The sequence below is a fragment of the Pseudomonas coronafaciens pv. oryzae str. 1_6 genome, from assembly GCF_000156995.2.
Lineage (GTDB): Bacteria > Pseudomonadota > Gammaproteobacteria > Pseudomonadales > Pseudomonadaceae > Aquipseudomonas > Aquipseudomonas tremae.
On record NZ_CP046035.1, the window covers coordinates 1,303,559 to 1,320,066 of the forward strand.

General features: G+C 56.4%; 17 protein-coding genes. 7 read left to right on the forward strand and 10 right to left on the reverse strand.

What is annotated here, in order from left to right; all coding sequences use genetic code 11:
• Positions 1-307: 307 nt before the first annotated feature.
• Positions 308-778: a Cys-tRNA(Pro) deacylase gene (gene ybaK / locus POR16_RS05815; RefSeq protein WP_005889329.1), complete on the forward strand. Its 471-nt coding sequence runs from the start codon at positions 308-310 to the stop codon at positions 776-778.
• 9 nt (positions 779-787) lie between these two features.
• On the opposite strand, the gene POR16_RS05820 is transcribed toward ybaK, so the two are convergent.
• Positions 788-1,861: an ABC transporter ATP-binding protein gene (locus tag POR16_RS05820; protein ID WP_005889331.1), complete on the reverse strand. Its 1,074-nt coding sequence runs from the start codon at positions 1,859-1,861 to the stop codon at positions 788-790.
• On the reverse strand, positions 1,858-2,778 hold the full coding sequence (argF, locus tag POR16_RS05825) for an ornithine carbamoyltransferase (protein ID WP_005889333.1): 921 nt from the start codon (positions 2,776-2,778) through the stop codon (positions 1,858-1,860). Before argF ends, POR16_RS05820 begins: the two co-directional genes overlap by 4 nt.
• A 449-nt stretch (positions 2,779-3,227) precedes the next feature.
• Between argF and POR16_RS05830 the strand changes: the two genes are divergently transcribed.
• The 3 genes from POR16_RS05830 (at position 3,228) to grxD (ending at position 6,189) form a co-directional block, all read left to right on the forward strand.
• Positions 3,228-3,521 (forward strand): hypothetical protein, encoded by a 294-nt coding sequence (locus POR16_RS05830; protein WP_005889335.1) that lies wholly within the window; start codon positions 3,228-3,230, stop codon positions 3,519-3,521.
• 132 nt (positions 3,522-3,653) lie between these two features.
• On the forward strand, positions 3,654-5,762 hold the full coding sequence (locus tag POR16_RS05835) for a molybdopterin oxidoreductase family protein (RefSeq protein WP_005889337.1): 2,109 nt from the start codon (positions 3,654-3,656) through the stop codon (positions 5,760-5,762).
• Positions 5,763-5,850: 88 nt separating this feature from the next.
• Entirely contained in the window at positions 5,851-6,189 is a 339-nt protein-coding gene (gene grxD, locus POR16_RS05840; RefSeq protein ID WP_005889339.1) for a Grx4 family monothiol glutaredoxin, read from the forward strand.
• A 207-nt stretch (positions 6,190-6,396) separates the two neighbouring features.
• Here the strand turns inward: grxD and bfr are convergent, their stop codons facing one another.
• The 4 genes from bfr to pyrC all read right to left on the reverse strand — a co-directional run bounded on the left by bfr (position 6,397) and on the right by pyrC (position 9,208).
• Positions 6,397-6,867, reverse strand: a complete 471-nt coding sequence (bfr, locus tag POR16_RS05845) for a bacterioferritin (protein ID WP_005889341.1) — start codon at positions 6,865-6,867, stop codon at positions 6,397-6,399.
• A 200-nt stretch (positions 6,868-7,067) separates the two neighbouring features.
• Positions 7,068-7,286, reverse strand: coding sequence for a bacterioferritin-associated ferredoxin (locus POR16_RS05850; protein WP_005889343.1), 219 nt, complete (start codon positions 7,284-7,286; stop codon positions 7,068-7,070).
• Positions 7,287-7,490: 204 nt separating this feature from the next.
• Positions 7,491-8,168 (reverse strand): ribonuclease T, encoded by a 678-nt coding sequence (gene rnt, locus POR16_RS05855; RefSeq protein ID WP_005889345.1) that lies wholly within the window; start codon positions 8,166-8,168, stop codon positions 7,491-7,493.
• Positions 8,165-9,208, reverse strand: a complete 1,044-nt coding sequence (gene pyrC, locus POR16_RS05860) for a dihydroorotase (protein ID WP_005889346.1) — start codon at positions 9,206-9,208, stop codon at positions 8,165-8,167. The genes rnt and pyrC overlap by 4 nt, the downstream gene beginning before the upstream one ends.
• Before the next feature lie 149 nt (positions 9,209-9,357).
• On the opposite strand from pyrC, the gene POR16_RS05865 reads away from it, so the two are divergent.
• Both POR16_RS05865 and POR16_RS05870 read left to right on the forward strand, forming a co-directional pair.
• A complete protein-coding gene (locus tag POR16_RS05865; RefSeq protein ID WP_024671652.1) occupies positions 9,358-10,263 on the forward strand; it encodes a flagellar protein MotY in 906 nt (301 codons plus the stop codon).
• Positions 10,264-10,381: 118 nt separating this feature from the next.
• Positions 10,382-11,599, forward strand: a complete 1,218-nt coding sequence (locus POR16_RS05870) for an argininosuccinate synthase (protein ID WP_003412906.1) — start codon at positions 10,382-10,384, stop codon at positions 11,597-11,599.
• Between the two features lie 423 nt (positions 11,600-12,022).
• Here the strand turns inward: POR16_RS05870 and POR16_RS05875 are convergent, their stop codons facing one another.
• Positions 12,023-12,583, reverse strand: coding sequence for a hypothetical protein (locus POR16_RS05875; RefSeq protein ID WP_080267873.1), 561 nt, complete (start codon positions 12,581-12,583; stop codon positions 12,023-12,025).
• Positions 12,584-13,855: 1,272 nt separating this feature from the next.
• Between POR16_RS05875 and POR16_RS05880 the strand changes: the two genes are divergently transcribed.
• Positions 13,856-14,482 carry a response regulator transcription factor gene (locus POR16_RS05880; protein WP_005889354.1) on the forward strand — a complete coding sequence of 209 codons (627 nt, stop codon included), beginning with the start codon at positions 13,856-13,858 and terminating at the stop codon, positions 14,480-14,482.
• Positions 14,483-14,607: 125 nt separating this feature from the next.
• On the opposite strand, the gene POR16_RS05885 is transcribed toward POR16_RS05880, so the two are convergent.
• From POR16_RS05885 to rsxB, 3 genes are all read right to left on the reverse strand, one after another.
• On the reverse strand, positions 14,608-14,790 hold the full coding sequence (locus POR16_RS05885) for a PA3496 family putative envelope integrity protein (protein WP_005889356.1): 183 nt from the start codon (positions 14,788-14,790) through the stop codon (positions 14,608-14,610).
• Positions 14,791-14,898: 108 nt separating this feature from the next.
• Positions 14,899-15,537 (reverse strand): endonuclease III, encoded by a 639-nt coding sequence (gene nth, locus POR16_RS05890; RefSeq protein ID WP_005889358.1) that lies wholly within the window; start codon positions 15,535-15,537, stop codon positions 14,899-14,901.
• Positions 15,534-16,409 carry an electron transport complex subunit RsxB gene (rsxB, locus tag POR16_RS05895; protein ID WP_005889360.1) on the reverse strand — a complete coding sequence of 292 codons (876 nt, stop codon included), beginning with the start codon at positions 16,407-16,409 and terminating at the stop codon, positions 15,534-15,536. The genes nth and rsxB overlap by 4 nt, the downstream gene beginning before the upstream one ends.
• Between the last annotated feature and the right edge of the window lie 99 nt (positions 16,410-16,508).

Sequence of the window (16,508 nt, forward strand, 5' to 3'; positions counted from 1 at the left end):
ATGGGTGCTCGTTATTCATGCGTATCAGAAAAACCCCATTTCTGATCGCTGGTGCGAGTTATACCGAAAAAGCGCTTTCGATAATATTCGTAAACGAAAAAATATAGGCAAGAATCCCCCCTGTCAAAGGTCGGAACCGAACGGTCAGCAAATCTGCGACACACCGCACAGGCGTTTCAGCAGGCTGTACACCGGGGCATTCGAGCAGTTTTCAAAAGGCCATCATTGTTACAGGTCGCGTGAATCAAGGCATGTTCACTTTACTTCGCTTAAAGTGATCGTCGTCTCGACCCCTTTGGAGCGCTGCATGACACCCGCACTGGATTTGCTGAAGAAAAACCGCGTCGAGCACCGTATTCACAGCTACGAACACGATCCCAAAGCCGCGTCGTATGGGCTGGAGGCAGCAGAAAAACTGGGGCTGGAGCCTGCCCGGGTTTTCAAGACGCTGTTGGCAAGTACTGAAAAAGGAGAATTGCTGGTCGCTGTGGTGCCGGTCGTCGGAACGCTTGATCTGAAGGCTCTGGCGCACGCCTGCGGGGCTAAGAAAACCGAAATGGCCGACCCGGCGGCGGCTCAGCGTTCTACTGGTTACTTGCTGGGAGGGATCAGTCCGCTGGGGCAGAAGAGACGTTTGCGCACGTTCATTGATGAAACTGCGCAGCTTTTTAAAAGCATATATGTCAGCGCAGGAAGGCGGGGGCTTGAGGTCGAGCTGTCGGCGGACATGCTCGCGGAGCATACCCAGGCCAGGTTCGCGCCTATCGGTCGGGAATAAATCTGGCGCTCAGGTGTTCAGCGTTCGCGTCGCAACGTTGCCAGATGCTGCGAATAACACCAGATGATCGGCTGCTACACGAATGCCCACATTGTCACCCTGCCGGTGGTCGGCATGGCTGGGGAAAATCGCTTCCAGCTGGCTGCCTGCGGGCAGTTGCAGGCGATACAGGGTCGAGGCGCCCTGGAATGTCCGACCGATGACCCGCGCCTGCAAACGGCTGTCCGGTGCATAGACGATGTCGTCCGGCCGCAGCAGGACATCCACGGCACTGCCGCTGATGCCGGGGTAAGCCCGATTGCCACGCAGCACGCCGAGTTCGGTGTTCACCAATTTCGGGTCAAGCATCTGACCGCGAATGAAGTAGCCCTGCCCGATGAAGCTTGCAACAAAAGGCGTCAGCGGCTCGTGATACAGGTTGTAAGGCGTGTCCCACTGTTCCAGACGTCCTTCCTTGAATACGCCGACATGGTCGCTGACGGCAAAGGCCTCTTCCTGATCATGAGTCACCAGAATGGCACTGGTGCCCCGTGCCTTGAGAATGTCGCGCACCTCATGGCTCAGCCGCCGACGCAACTCGCCATCCAGATTGGAGAACGGCTCGTCGAGCAGCAATAACTGTGGCTCAGGCGCGAGCGCCCTGGCCAGCGCGACGCGTTGCTGCTGGCCGCCGGACAATTCGTGTGGGTAGCGCTTACCCAATTCGCCGAGGTTGACCAGCTCCAGCAATTCAGCGATTACCTGATCGAGGCGCGGGTGGTTGCGAATGCCGAAGGCAATGTTTTCGGCGACGCTCAGGTGCGGGAACAGCGCGTAGTCCTGAAACACCATGCCGATTCGGCGTTTTTCCGGCGCAAGCGTCCATCCGGGACGGGATATGACCTCGCCAGCCAACGTGATTTCTCCCGAATGGATCGGTTCGAAGCCGGCAATGGCGCGCAATGTAGTGGTTTTGCCGCAGCCCGACGAACCCAGCAGGCAGCCAATATCACCCGCATTAAGGTGCAGGTTGAGGTCCTGCACCACGCGCTGGTTTTGGTAGCCGCAGGCCAGGTCACGCAGGTTCAGCAGCAACTCGCTCATGCGGGCTTGCAGGACGGCGCGACGAGAAATTCCAGCAGCGCCTTCTGTGCGTGCAGGCGATTTTCGGCCTGATCCCAAGCGACCGAGCGCGAGTCGTCCAGCAAATCGGCACTGATTTCTTCGCCGCGGTGAGCCGGCAGGCAATGCATGAACAAGACGTCGCTGGCGGCCAGATCGAGCAGGGCGCGGGTGACCTGAAACGGGGCAAACAGCGCCTTGCGGCGTGCGGTTTCTTCTTCCTGACCCATAGAGGTCCAGACGTCGGTGCTGACCAGGTGAGCGCCGGTCACGGCGGCTTTCGGATCACGAACCACGGTGACGCGGTCTCCGGCCAAGGCCAGAAATTGCGGGCTGGGCTCGTAACCGGCAGGGCAGGCAACGCGTAGCTGGAAGTCGAACTGAATTGCCGCTTCTATATAGCTGTTGCACATGTTGTTGCCGTCGCCAATCCAGGCAACCGTCTTGCCTTTGATCGAGCCGCGATGCTCCAGGAAGGTCTGCATGTCGGCCAGCAACTGGCAGGGATGCAGGTCGTCTGACAGACCGTTGATCACCGGCACGCGGGAATTAGCAGCGAACTCGGTCAGGTTGCTGTGCGCATAAGTGCGGATCATGACCGCATCCAGCATCCGTGACATGACCTTTGCGCTGTCGGCAATTGGCTCGCCACGGCCCAACTGGGTATCTCGATGCGACAAAAAGATGGCCTGGCCACCCAGTTGAATCATCCCTGCTTCAAAAGAAAGACGGGTACGTGTCGAGGATTTTTCGAAAATCATCCCGAGTACCCGGTTCTTCAGCGGCTCGAAAAGTACGCCGCGATTTCGCAGGTCTTTGAGCTCTACGCCACGACGGATCATGCCCAGAAGTTCGTCCGGGGTGTAATCCATCATCGAGAGAAAGTGCCTGGCATTCATGATTAACTACCTTTTTTGCAACAGACCGCAGGTTATCAAAGCCGGTTTTTATCGGGAAAACGGGCAGACCTGCGGCGGAGGCCGCACGGAGCGACGAATAAGGAAGGCGCGATAGTATAAAAAAATGTCGCGTCTTACCAATAGCAAGCGTGTTTCAGAAAAGCCGAAGCCTCGACGCTGCCCATTAAAGGCGCGCTGTAATACTTCATTGACAGGCTAAAAACTGGCTACGCTGAGAAGGCGAATGGCGTTCTCTGCTTTTTCCGAAGGCAGCATTTGTACACTGCTCAAATAGCGCTTGGCAATTAGTACCAATCCTGCAACAGTCCACTTTTCCGCAGCCGTGCTTATGCGACGCGCTTCACGGACTTGAATCAGGGACCGTTTCTTTAATGCCGGTCACAGGTTATAAAGCGTTGCCGAAACATTTACTGATCGAGGGGTGGGGAATGGACTCAAAAGAGCGTCAATTAACGGAGTTACTGGGGCTGACCGCCCGTACGCTCACCCATCTGACTGCTTCAATGACCTCGATGTCCTTTGAGTTGCTGCGCAGCGAGGACGAGGTGACGCGCAATGCGGGACGTCGCATGATCGACCGAATGGCGACCATCAGTTCGGGGCTCGACGAACACTGGCGTCTGATCGGCGATCTGACCGGTGTTCACCTGGCCCAGGAGCAGATCGAAACCGTCACCGAAATCCAGCTTCAGCACAAGGTCGTCACACCTCTGGGCGGCTGACCCGGTCTACTCATCGGCGCGCCTGATGCTTTCCGATTCACAATGCTGACGTCAGTGGCGCAGCTCATCGGCACGCACCATAGTGACTGTTAAGCAATCAGTCTGATTGCCATGACAAGAACCGAGGCTGCGATGACCCGGACCGAACATTACCGCGCCTGCCATTTGTGCGAGGCTATCTGCGGCCTTGCCATCGAGACCGAGGCCGGGCCGGAATCTGCCCCACGAATCACCTCGATCAAAGGCGACCCACTGGACACCTTCAGCCGTGGTCACATCTGCCCCAAGGCCGTTGCGCTGCAGGACATTCAGAACGACCCTGACCGCTTGCGCCAACCGATGTTGCGCAACGGGGAGCAGTGGCAGCCGATCACCTGGCAAGACGCGTTCGATCGGGTTGCCGAGCGGCTTCATGCCATTCAGCAACGTCACGGGCAGAATGCGGTGGCGATCTATCAGGGCAACCCCAGCGTCCACAACTACGGGCTGATGACCCACAGCAATTATTTTCTTGGCCTGCTCAAGACCCGTAACCGTTTTTCAGCGACGTCGGTCGATCAGTTGCCGCATCATCTGACCAGCTTTCTGATGTACGGCCACGGCATGTTGCTGCCGATTCCGGACATTGATCACACCGACTTCATGCTGATTCTGGGAGGCAATCCGTTGGCTTCTAATGGCAGCATCATGACCGTTCCGGATGTCGAGAAACGCCTGAAGGCCATTCAGCAACGCGGCGGCAAGCTGGTGGTCATTGATCCGCGCCGCAGCGAAACCGCTGCTATTGCCGATCAGCACCTGTTCGTTCGTCCTGGCGGCGATGCGGCGCTGCTGTTCGGGTTGCTCAATACGTTGTTCGAAGAGGGGCTGACTCGCCAGAGCCATCTGCCGGTCGACGGGCTGGAAGAGGTGCGAAAAGCGATTGGCGACTTCAATGCCGAAGCGATGAGCCCGCGCTGCGGCATCGCTGCAGGGCAGATTCGGCAATTGGCCCGCGATTTTGCAGCCGCCGACCAGGCGGTGTGTTACGGACGCATGGGCGTTTCCACTCAGGCGTTCGGCACGCTGTGCCATTGGCTGACACAGTTGATCAATCTGGTGACAGGCAATCTCGACCGTGTCGGCGGCGCGCTGTGCACTGAGCCCGCCATCGACCTTGTCAGCTCGACATCGGGCGGGCATTTCAATCTGTGGCAAAGCCGCGTGTCAGGGCTCCCGGAGTACGGTGGCGAGTTGCCGGTCTCGGCGCTTGCCGAAGAAATGCTCGTGGAAGGGGAGGGGCAGGTTCGCGCGCTGGTGACGGTCGCGGGCAACCCGGTGTTGTCGACGCCCAACGGACGCCAGCTGGATCAGGCGCTGAAGGGTCTGGAATTCATGGTCAGCATCGATCTGTACATCAACGAGACCACTCGCCATGCCGACCTGATCCTACCGTCCACGTCGGCGCTGGAGAACGATCATTACGACACCACGTTCAACACCCTGGCGATCCGTAACGTCACGCGCTTCAATCGCGCGATCTTCGAAAGGCCCGAGGGCGCATTGCACGATTGGGAGATATTTGTCGGCCTGGCCAAGGCATTTGCAGCCAAGGCTGCGCGTGAGCTGAAGCCAACCCTGCCACCCGCGCAGATGATTGATCGCGGTTTGCGTGCGGGGCGCTATGGCGAGGCATCGGCCCACAATCTGTCTCTTCAGACACTGGCAGGCCACCCCCACGGCCTGGATCTGGGCGCACTGAAGTCAAACCTGGCAAGCCGCCTGAAAACCGCCAATGGCAGCATCCAGGCTGCGCCAGAGGTGATCATGGCTGATCTCGCACGCTTTGCTGCCGATCCTGGTCCGCAGGCGGGTGAGTTGCTGCTGATTGGCCGCAGGCATGTACGCAGCAACAATTCGTGGATGCACAACTACCACCGGCTGGTGAAAGGCAAGCCTCGGCATCAGCTGTTGATGCACCCTGAGGATCTGCAGCGGCGTGGCTTGAGTGACGGGCAGCAAGTCAGGGTCAGCTCGCGGGTAGGTGTGATAGAAGTCCAGGTATTGAGCAGTCTGGACATGATGCCGGGTGTCGTCAGCCTGCCGCATGGCTGGGGACATTCGCGGGCCGGCGTGAAAATGGAGATCGCCCGGAGCCAGCCCGGCGTGAGTGCCAACGACCTGACGGACGAACGGCAACTCGATGTTCTGTCCGGCAACGCTGTGCTGAACGGCGTTCCGGTGCAGGTGGTGTCTTGTTAAGGCGCAAGACAGAGCGTCATGCTCGGGTTTTCGTTACAATGCGCCACCGTGCCGACAACTGAGTCGGATATTTCAGCCGAGGTGCATCATGGATATCATCGAAACGATCAAAGAGCAGATTGCCAACAACACCATTCTGCTTTACATGAAAGGCGCTCCAAACGCCCCACAATGCGGCTTTTCGGCCAAGGCCTCCCAGGCGTTGATGGCCTGTGGCGAAAAGTTTGCCTACGTCGACATCCTGCAAAACCCTGAAATCCGCACCAACCTGCCAAAGTACGCCAACTGGCCGACTTTCCCGCAGCTGTGGGTTGCCGGTGAGCTGGTTGGCGGTAGCGACATCATCAGCGAAATGATGGCTGACGGTTCGCTGCAGACGCTGGTCAAGGATGCATCTGCCAAGGCAGCACCTGCCAAAGCCGAGTAAAACCTTACGCTCCAGCGTGGCGTGTATGTCACCTGGAGGACGCAGAGCGTCGCACGATAGTCGAGGTTATCGCTCCCTGCGCTTCAGCGTGGGAATGCCTTTCACGACGCTCTGCGTCGCAAGCGTTTGTAGCAGTGTGGTTTTACAGACAAGAAAAAGCCCGCTCTCGACAGAGGCGGGCTTTTTCATTGCAGCGCGTCGGGTGAATCAGTCACCCATTTGCGACTGCAGGTAGTTCTCTATGCCAACTTTGACGATCAGACCAAGCTGAGTCTCCAGCCAGTCGATTTGCTCTTCCTTAGGCTCAAGGATGTCTTCGAGCAACTCACGGCTGCCAAAGTCGCCGACTGTCTCGAAATGAGCAATGGCCGCTTTCAGATCAGCCAGACCTTTCTGCTCGATCTTCAGGTCGCACTCCAGCATTTCCTTGGTGTGCTCGCCGATCAGGATCTTGCCGAGGTCCTGCAGATTTGGCAGCCCTTCAAGAAACAGTGTGCGCTTGATCAGCTTGTCTGCGTACTTCATCGCATGGATGGACTCGTGGTACTCATGCCCGCCGAGCTTTTTCAGGCCCCAGTCTTCGTACATACGTGCATGCAAAAAGTACTGATTGATAGCGACCAGCTCGTTTCCGAGGATCTTGTTGAGATGCTGGATGACTGTAATGTCGCCTTTCATGTTCGAGGTCCTGCCGATGGATGGTGTCGATAAGCTGCGAGTGTGAGCTGCGCTCCGTCGTCTGTCAAACCTAAGTGTTTGAATAATAAGTGAATTTAAATAGGAATAAGAATGTTTGAGTTCCGCATCTTGACGCTAAGCGCTTGAATTACAGGCATAAAAAAACCGGACATGGCGTCCGGTTCTTGAAAACGGGGTATTCAGGCAGCTGAAAATTTTGCGGGATAGGCCAGCGCCGCATGACTGCTTTGCAGTTCGGTCAGGGTGTCACGCACCACTTCTTTCGCCAGGCAGGCGCATTTTCCACATTTACTCGCGACGCCCAGCGTTTCGCGGACTTCACGATAACTGCAGCAGCCTTCCAGAATTGCATCCCGGATTTGACCGTCTGTGACACCTTGGCAGAGGCAAACATACATAAGCTATGGACCGTCGCTGGTTTATTGCTTGATGTGAAGGAGACTAATGCTAATGAGAATGCTTGTCAAAACTGTTTTGGGTTCGATTCAGGTAGGGCGATGAGTGGTCGGCGGGTTGATTGCGTAGCGCGAAGAATGCCCGCCACTTTTTGGCAGACATGAAAAAACCGGCGCAAGGCCGGTCTGTTCACTGAACTGTCGACCTCAGTCGTCGAAGTCTTGCCAGCCGCCCATTTCTTTCCAGCGGTTGACGATGCCGCAGAACAGCTCAGCGGTCTTTTCGGTGTCGTAGCGTGCCGAGTGAGCTTCACGGCCGTCGAAGTCGATTCCGGCGGCCTGGCAGGCTTTGGCCAATACGGTCTGGCCGTAGGCGAGGCCGGCAAGCGTGGCCGTGTCGAAGCTGGAGAACGGGTGAAACGGGTTGCGCTTCATGTCCATCCGGGCGACAGCCGCGTTGACGAAACCGAGGTCGAAGCTGGCGTTGTGACCGACCAGTACCGCGCGTTTGCAGCCATTGGCTTTAAGCGCCTTGCGCACGCCGCGGAAGATATCGTTAATTGCGGTCTCTTCGCTGACCGCCATGCGCAACGGGTGATCGAGCTTGATGCCGGTGAACTCCAGCGCAGCCGCCTCGATGTTGGCGCCCTCGAAGGGCTCGACGCGGAAGAAATAGGTGTGCTCGGGAAACACAAAGCCTTTTTCATCCATGCCGATGGTGACAGCGGCAATTTCCAGCAGGGCATCGGTGGCGGAGTTGAAACCACCGGTCTCGACGTCGACGACTACCGGCAGGTAGCCGCGAAATCGCGCTGCCATCGGGTGACGGGAAACGCCGCCACCGCCGTGGCCTTCGTGTTCTTCGTCAAAATGATCTTCACTCACGCGTGTTCCTCCAGACGCCAGCGCAGTGTTTCACCAGCGCGCAGCGGGATAACGGTCAACTCGCCAAACGGCAGGCTGGCAGGGGCGGTCCACTCGTCACGCACCAGCGTGATGGTGTCCTGATTGGCAGGCAGGCCATAGAACGCCGGACCGTGAAGGCTGGCGAAGCCCTCCAGCCTGTCCAGCGCGTTACGCTGTTCGAACGCTTCCGCGTACAGCTCGATCGCTGCGTAGGCCGTGTAGCAACCGGCACAACCGCACGCGTTTTCCTTGGCATGCTGAGCATGCGGTGCCGAGTCGGTGCCCAGGAAAAACTTGTTGCTGCCGCTGGTGGCCGCGTCGAGCAACGAAGCCTGATGCGTATTGCGCTTGAGAATCGGCAGGCAATAGAAGTGCGGACGAATCCCGCCGACCAGCATGTGGTTGCGGTTGTACAGCAGGTGGTGCGCAGTGATGGTCGCCGCCACATTGGCCGAGGCTTCGTTGACGAACTGCACGGCCTCGCCGGTGGTGATGTGTTCGAACACCACTTTGAGGGTCGGAAAGCGTTCGACCACACGACGCAGATGTTCGTCGATGAACACTTTTTCGCGATCGAAGACATCAATCTCGCCGCGTGTCACTTCCCCGTGTACCAACAGCAACATGCCGACTTCGGCCATTGCCTCCAGGGCCGGGAAGATCTTGTCGATGCTGGTGACACCGGAATCCGAGTTGGTGGTCGCCCCGGCCGGATACAGTTTGGCAGCGTAGACAAAGCCGCTGGCCTTGGCTGTGCGGATGTCTTCGGGTGTGGTCTGGTCGGTGAGGTAAAGCACCATCAACGGTTCGAAGCGGCTGGCTGCCGGACGTGCGGCCAGAATGCGCTGGCGATAAGCGTCGGCTTGTTGCGCGTTGCGAACCGGAGGTACGAGGTTGGGCATGATGATTGCGCGGCCAAAAGTTCGCGCTACGTCGGCAACGGTATGAGGCAAGACAGCTCCGTCACGGAGGTGAATATGCCAGTCGTCGGGACGCAGAAGGGTCAGGCGGTCAGACATTGGGGATTCCAGGCGGGTCAAACTCGTTGGGAATGCTACCGGAAAAGCCTCTCTCAGGCATCCGCTATCAAGTTTTGCATGAAGTTACCGATAGCTCCCTTGTCAGTCAGCATTTTTCTGTTTCGCGTTCATTTCCAGTGGAGCCTCCCGTGCGCCAGCGATATTTAGCCCTGCTCAGCATGTTTGCCAGCCTTCCGGCGATGGCTATCAGTTTCCAGACGCGTCTGGAGAGCATCGAGTGGAAGGTCGAAGGCGATCAGTTCGAATGCCGCCTGACTCAGCCGATCACCGATTTCGGTGCGGGCGAGTTCGTGCGCCGTGCGGGAGAGCAGGCGACATTTCGCCTCAAGGCGTCCTATAACATGCTGGGCAATGGCTCTGCGACATTGCTGGCCGCCGCCGCGCCCTGGCAGCCTGGGCGTGGTGATATCAACCTGGGTTCAGTGCGCGTCATGAATGGCGACATTCCGTTCAACACTTCCCAAGCGCAGGCAGGGCGGCTGATCAGCGGCCTGATGGACGGGCGCAGCCCGCTGATTCGTCACTACAACCGCGACGGCGGTCTGATGGAAATACGCTTGCTACCTGTCAAATTCAGCAAGGCGTTCAGTGAATATCAGGCTTGTACCGCCAAGCTGTTGCCGATGAATTTCGATCAGATCAAACAGGCTGAAGTGGGTTTTCCTGGCGGTGGTATCGAGCTGGATGCCCGTGCAAAAGCGCGTCTGGACAACATGGTTGCCTACTTGAAGGCTGATCCGACCGTCAACCGCGTCGAGCTTGATGGCCATTCGGACAACAGCGGCAATCGCCTTACCAACCGTGACTTGTCTCGCCGCCGGGCGCTGGCAGTCATGGATTATCTCAAGGCTCAGGGTATCCCGGAGCAGCAGATCACCTTGCGCTTCCACGGTGAGCGCTACCCGCTGGCGCCCAACACCAACGAAGCCAACCGCGCGCGCAACCGTCGGGTGAACGTACACCTTGAGCGCGTAGCGCCCGATGAGCGCCCGGTGCCTGTTGCCTCCTCGGCAAGCGCCGCACACACGTCCTGAGCCCTCGTCAGGCTGCTGGATACGTCGCCTTGTCGTCACAAGCTGTCGCGCCCCTGTAAATCTGCTGGCTTGAACGGTAGAATCCACGGTTTTCCGTACAACCCGGTGGAGTGATGGCATGGCGGACGTAAACAAGGTAGTTCTCGCGTATTCCGGTGGCCTGGACACTTCGGTGATCCTCAAGTGGCTGCAAGATACGTACAACTGCGAAGTGGTGACCTTTACCGCTGACCTGGGTCAGGGTGAAGAGGTCGAACCGGCACGCGCCAAGGCTCAGGCCATGGGCGTGAAAGAAATCTACATCGATGACCTGCGCGAAGAGTTCGTGCGCGATTTCGTGTTCCCGATGTTCCGTGCCAACACTGTCTACGAAGGCGAGTACCTGCTGGGTACCTCCATCGCTCGTCCATTGATCGCCAAGCGTCTGATCGAAATCGCCAATGAAACCGGCGCTGACGCCATCTCCCACGGCGCAACCGGCAAAGGCAACGACCAGGTGCGTTTCGAACTGGGTGCCTACGCGCTCAAGCCTGGCGTCAAGGTGATTGCTCCGTGGCGTGAGTGGGATTTGCTGTCGCGTGAAAAGCTGATGGATTACGCCGAAAAGCACAACATCCCGATCGAGCGTCACGGCAAGAAGAAATCCCCGTACTCGATGGACGCCAACCTGCTACACATTTCCTATGAAGGCGGCGTCCTGGAAGACACCTGGACCGAGCACGAAGAAGACATGTGGCGCTGGACCAAGTCCCCCGAGGACGCGCCAAACGTGGCGACCTATCTTGAGCTGACCTATCGCAATGGCGATATCGTTGCGCTGGATGGTGTCGAGATGACCCCTGCCACTGTTCTGGCAACCCTGAACCGCATCGGCGGCGAGAATGGTATCGGGCGTCTGGATATCGTGGAAAACCGTTACGTGGGCATGAAGTCCCGTGGCTGCTACGAAACCCCGGGCGGCACCATCATGCTGCGTGCCCACCGCGCAATCGAATCGATCACCCTGGACCGTGAAGTCGCTCACCTGAAGGATGAGTTGATGGCCAAATACGCCAGCCTGATCTACACCGGTTACTGGTGGAGCCCTGAGCGTCTGATGCTGCAACAGATGATCGACGCGTCTCAGGCTCACGTGAACGGCGTGGTACGTCTGAAGCTGTACAAGGGCAACGTGATTGTGACTGGCCGCAAGTCCGATGACTCGCTGTTCGATGCCAATATCGCGACCTTCGAAGACGATGCTGGCGCTTACGACCAGGCCGACGCTGCAGGCTTCATCAAGCTGAACGCACTGCGCATGCGGATTGCCGCAAACAAGGGCCGCAAGCTGTTCTGAAGATAGCAGGTGGTTTGGCAAGTGCAGCCCCTCGCAGGGCTGCACTTGATGATCTGGCTGACGCGTAAAGCGCTTCAAGTTTCAACGCTTCGTATGACCTGCAGGGCGCGGCTCCTTTCCTGGACCAGCGCAGGTCACGTCTTTGACTAAAGTTTCCTGACACTTTGATCATTGCTGTTGAGTTCATCAACGCGGATACCGCTGGGCGTTCTACGCGTTTTAACGTCGCGGTATTGTTTTGATGAATCAAATACGGTCTGCAGTGTGTATTGATGAAGGCCTGCTTTCGACAGGAAAAGAAACAGGCATAGGCTTTGCCATGTTTTCCTACACAGACTGTCGTTGTTAAGGACGCTATAACCGAGTTTTTCAGTCGCGTATCCGGCACTCTTCGCACACGGCGGCTATTTCAACGCAACGGCTTTATTGAGTGTGCGGGTCAGCAGTACCTGGCGCCGAGTCAGGCTGCTTAGGCGTATCGCTTTCTCGCTGTTGCCTGAACTCATATCGATAGGCCTTGCCGATGTTCCAGATCTGGCGAACGCTGAGGTCGAGCAACTGAGCGATTTCAGAAGCAGCGTAGCCGAGGGCCGAATAGTGCATGGCGTGGCCCGCAACGACATCATCGACATCAGCAGTATCATTGCGTGCTTCTCTCCTGAGGCTACGCACAGGCTGGCTGAAATGTATCCTCACTTTATGTTCCGTTGCCAGTTGGCGAACATCCTTCTTGGTCATACGCAATGAGTACTGCAGGGCGTTGACCCCCGCGCCCTTTGCAACAAGGCACTTCAGTAATTCCACTTTGCCTGTGAGTTCCAGGGCAGAGGTATTATCGGTGGGTGTCGGATTCGATGAACCCGCTGTTTCTCCCTCCGGTATGACGGCAATAACCCCGCCGGTGGCGACGAACCGCTCTATGGCAGTGGCCAGTTCCAGAGCGGTACGGGGCGGTGAAGGCGAACGAACGTATTTATTGTCCATGATAGGTCCCTTTTTGAACATGGTTATACACATGGCCCATTCAAAAGAGTTGGCAGACACTTTGAGGTCTTGTCATCAGGCAGAGGTGCCCGACCGGCCATGTATGCAGTACCCGAATCCATCCGGCCGGTGTGATAGACCGAGCTCGTCTAACTACTGTTGCTCATGAAGTACGTGAGTGAAATACGCATTGATATAGCCTCTTGAGAAGCGTATTCAATGGCAATAAATAACGGTGTTAATGCCAAAAAAGTAACGACTGGTAATAGAATTTGCAAGGAGAAAATGGTGCTTGGATGGAATTGATTTGAAAGTATTTAAAAGGTCTTACATGTTTTATTTTTGCGTCCCTGATTTTTGTAGTACGTTTCCTATTCGGCTGACCATGGCTGGATCTGAAATGAGATTTGGTATTTGCTACTTGTCGAATGAGCTGCTTTTAGTCTTGAATGACGTAGGCTCATGCTAAGGTGTCTGTAAGATATTGCTTCAGCACAGGCTCGTGCGGTTAAATCATAATGCCGTGAGGCCTGAGCGCTAACGATGTGTCGAGTGCTCAGCCTGGCGTTCTGTTGTAGGAGATTTCCTTAAGTTATATAGGACGTTTCCTTAAATAAATATTTGTACAATATTCTGTATTCAATGTGTAATTTTTACTCGTGGTTTACGTATGTACGGTGTGAGTGATCGCTATCAGTCGCCCCGTGTGGCGTGCAGGCGTCGGTGCCAGGAAAGAGGCGCTTATCTTGACAGGACCGCACTATTTCAATCGCCACGTTCTGCGCGTCTCTGTCATGTAGATGCCTGAGTATCAAGAACTGTCGTGTCATCAGCATCTTGAAATTCGGCCATGACGCCCGGGCGTTTTGCTTCAGGAGTATTCAGGCGGACAGGAGGTTTTTTTCACTTTGCTGGCTATGCGCCATGCGTCAATTTGTTTCGATGCTGATAAAAAGACGGTTTTACAAAGTTTTTAACAGGCCCGACAAGATCATTTTTGACGATGAAACGTCTGGTCATGTTCATCTATCGACTGGAGTCGCGATGCTTACGCCGCCGCTCCAGCAATAATTCAACAGGTTCCGAAAAGGAAGGCTCTGTGAAAATTAATAAAAAATGTACGTTAGTGCCGAGTTTTGTAGGAAGTTTCTGCTGTACTTGTAGGAATGGTCTTTGGCTGTCAGTCCTTAAGGGTGAGCGCAATGCAAAGCACTAAACGACTAAGTTATTGTGCTGGCTCTGAAAATTCGAATAGCGAAAAATGGACTGCCCATGAATAAAGTGCTGATCGTGGATGATCATCCTGTCATTCGCCTTGCTGTACGCATGCTGATGGAGCGTCATGGCTATGAGGTCGTCGCGGAGACTGATAACGGTGTGGACGCATTGCAGATGGCGCGCGAGCATCTTCCTGATATCGTGATCCTCGACATCGGTATCCCCAAGCTCGACGGCCTGGAAGTAATCGCTCGTCTGTCAGCCATGACATTGCCATTCAAGGTTCTGATTCTGACTTCTCAGGCGCCAGGTCACTTCTCCATGCGTTGCATGCAGGCAGGTGCTGCGGGGTATGTTTGCAAGCAACAGGATCTGACCGAGCTGCTGAGTGCAATCAAGGCGGTGCTTTCAGGCTACAGCTATTTCCCCAACCAGGCGCTGCACACTGTTCGCTCCAGCATGGGAAACGCGAGCGAATCGGATATGGTAGACCGTCTTTCCGGCAGGGAAATGATGGTTCTGCAACAGTTGGCCAGAGGCAAGACCAACAAGGAGATCGCAGACGGCATGTTTTTGAGCAACAAGACCGTCAGCACTTATAAAACCCGGTTATTACTCAAGCTCAATGCACATTCGCTGGTTGATCTGATTGAGCTTGCCCAGCGTAACGGGCTTGTCTGAGGCGGGCAGGTCATATTCGGCAATCAGTAAGCCGTGCCCAGTGCCTGGGAGCGTCTCTCTTTAGAGCTGCTTCCAGGGCTCGGCTCTGGCACGCAATATGTCTGGCGTCTCGCCAGGCGCTGCGCCTAAAAGTCGAAGTCGTAATCGGCCAGTTGTCTTTGCAAGCGCCGCTCTTCAAGCAGGTTATCGATGGTCCGGCGCTTGCTCAGGTTTGTCTTCGCCGGCTCCACAACCACAGGTTCGATTTCGTCAGTTTCAACGACGACGATCTCATCGTCTACATCCAGCTGCTCATTGCCAGTACTCATGAAGTTGACTCCAGGGCTTGGACTTTCTCTGGCGCTTCTTATATCGACAATCCGCAGGCGGGTAAAAAAGATTTTTTCAATCGATAAAGTGGCAACCGCCCGTCGGCCTCAATCGTCTGATGTCTTGTGCTTGTAATCGCACAGGTCCTCTATGCGACAACTGCCACAGCGTGGCTTGCGGGCCTGGCAAACGTAGCGTCCATGCAGGATCAGCCAGTGATGCGCATCGAGCAGATAATTTTTCGGCACAAATTTCATCAACTGCTTCTCTACCTCCACCACGTTTTTCCCGGGGGCGATGCCTGTTCGGTTGCTTACGCGAAAGATATGCGTGTCTACGGCCATCGCTATCTGGCGAAACGCGGTGTTGAGTACAACGTTGGCGGTCTTGCGTCCCACCCCTGGTAACGCCTCAAGGGCTTCACGGGTCTGCGGCACTTCGCCATTGTGCAGCTCGATCAGCATCCGGCAGGTTTCAATCACGTTTTTGGCTTTGCTGTTGTAAAGGCCGATTGTCTTGATGTACCCGGAAAGCCCTTCAACGCCGAGGTCGTAGATTGCTTGTGGCGTATTGGCCACTGGATAGAGCCTGGCGGTCGCCTTGTTGACGCTCACGTCGGTGGCCTGCGCGGAGAGGATCACCGCGATGAGCAATTCAAAAGGCGTGGTGTAGGCCAGCTCGGTTTTAGGGTCCGGATTGTCCTCATGCAGCCTGCGGAATATTTCCTGACGTTTTGCAGCATTCATGGACGAAGCGTTTCCTCGGAATTGATCGTTGCAGACGCTGATAGCAGCGCCTGCAGTGCCTGTTCGGCGGCCTCGTAGTGGCGTTGCAGCGTCACCAGCTGCGCTGCTTGCTCCGCAATGGGCGGATGACCAAAGGCCTTGAGCGACTTGTTGAGCTGGGCACGACTCATCGCCAGCGCAATCCTGGCTTTTTTCAAGGCTTCGTCCGCGGCGCCAGGCCTCTGGTTCTGTTCAGTGTTTGCGGCAGTTCGAGGTGCTGCTTCACGAAGTGATTCCATTCGTTGCGAGCGGGCAATACGTTCTGCCAGTCGAGCCTGCTGTTCGCTGCGCAGCCTGGCGTTTCTGGAGTCGAAACGCCGCCGTGCATGAGTGCGCTTGTGCTGCCGGGCGATTTGCAAGTCACAGGTCGGTGCCAGTCCGCCCACGATCGGTATGACCGCTGCAGAGGGTAGCGGATGCATTTCAATGCAGTCCACCGGGCACGGTGCGACGCACAGGTCGCAACCTGTGCATTCCTCAATGATCACGGTGTGCATCAATTTCGCTGCCCCGACAATGGCGTCTACCGGGCAGGCCTGGATGCATTTGGTACAGCCGATACACTCGGCCTCGCGAATAAAGGCGACCTGGGCAGGTGCCGCTCCGCGCGCCGTATCCAGAGGCAATGCCGGCACAGCCAGCAGCTCTGCCAGTTGAATGATGGTTTCTTCACCACCTGGCGGGCATTTGTTGATGGCTTCACCGCCCGCAATCCCTTCCGCATAGGGCTGGCAGCCGGAATGTCCGCACTTGCCACACTGAGTCTGGGGCAGCAGCGCGTCGATACTCCGTATCAGTTCCACGTCGGGAAGTATGCGAATCGATTCAGTCATGATCGCGCCAGGTAGCGACAGCAGGTATGTCTTTCGAAAGGCGCATTATCGGCCATATCAAGGTGCTTGCGAATGCACGAAGCCCCGATACCCGCTGTT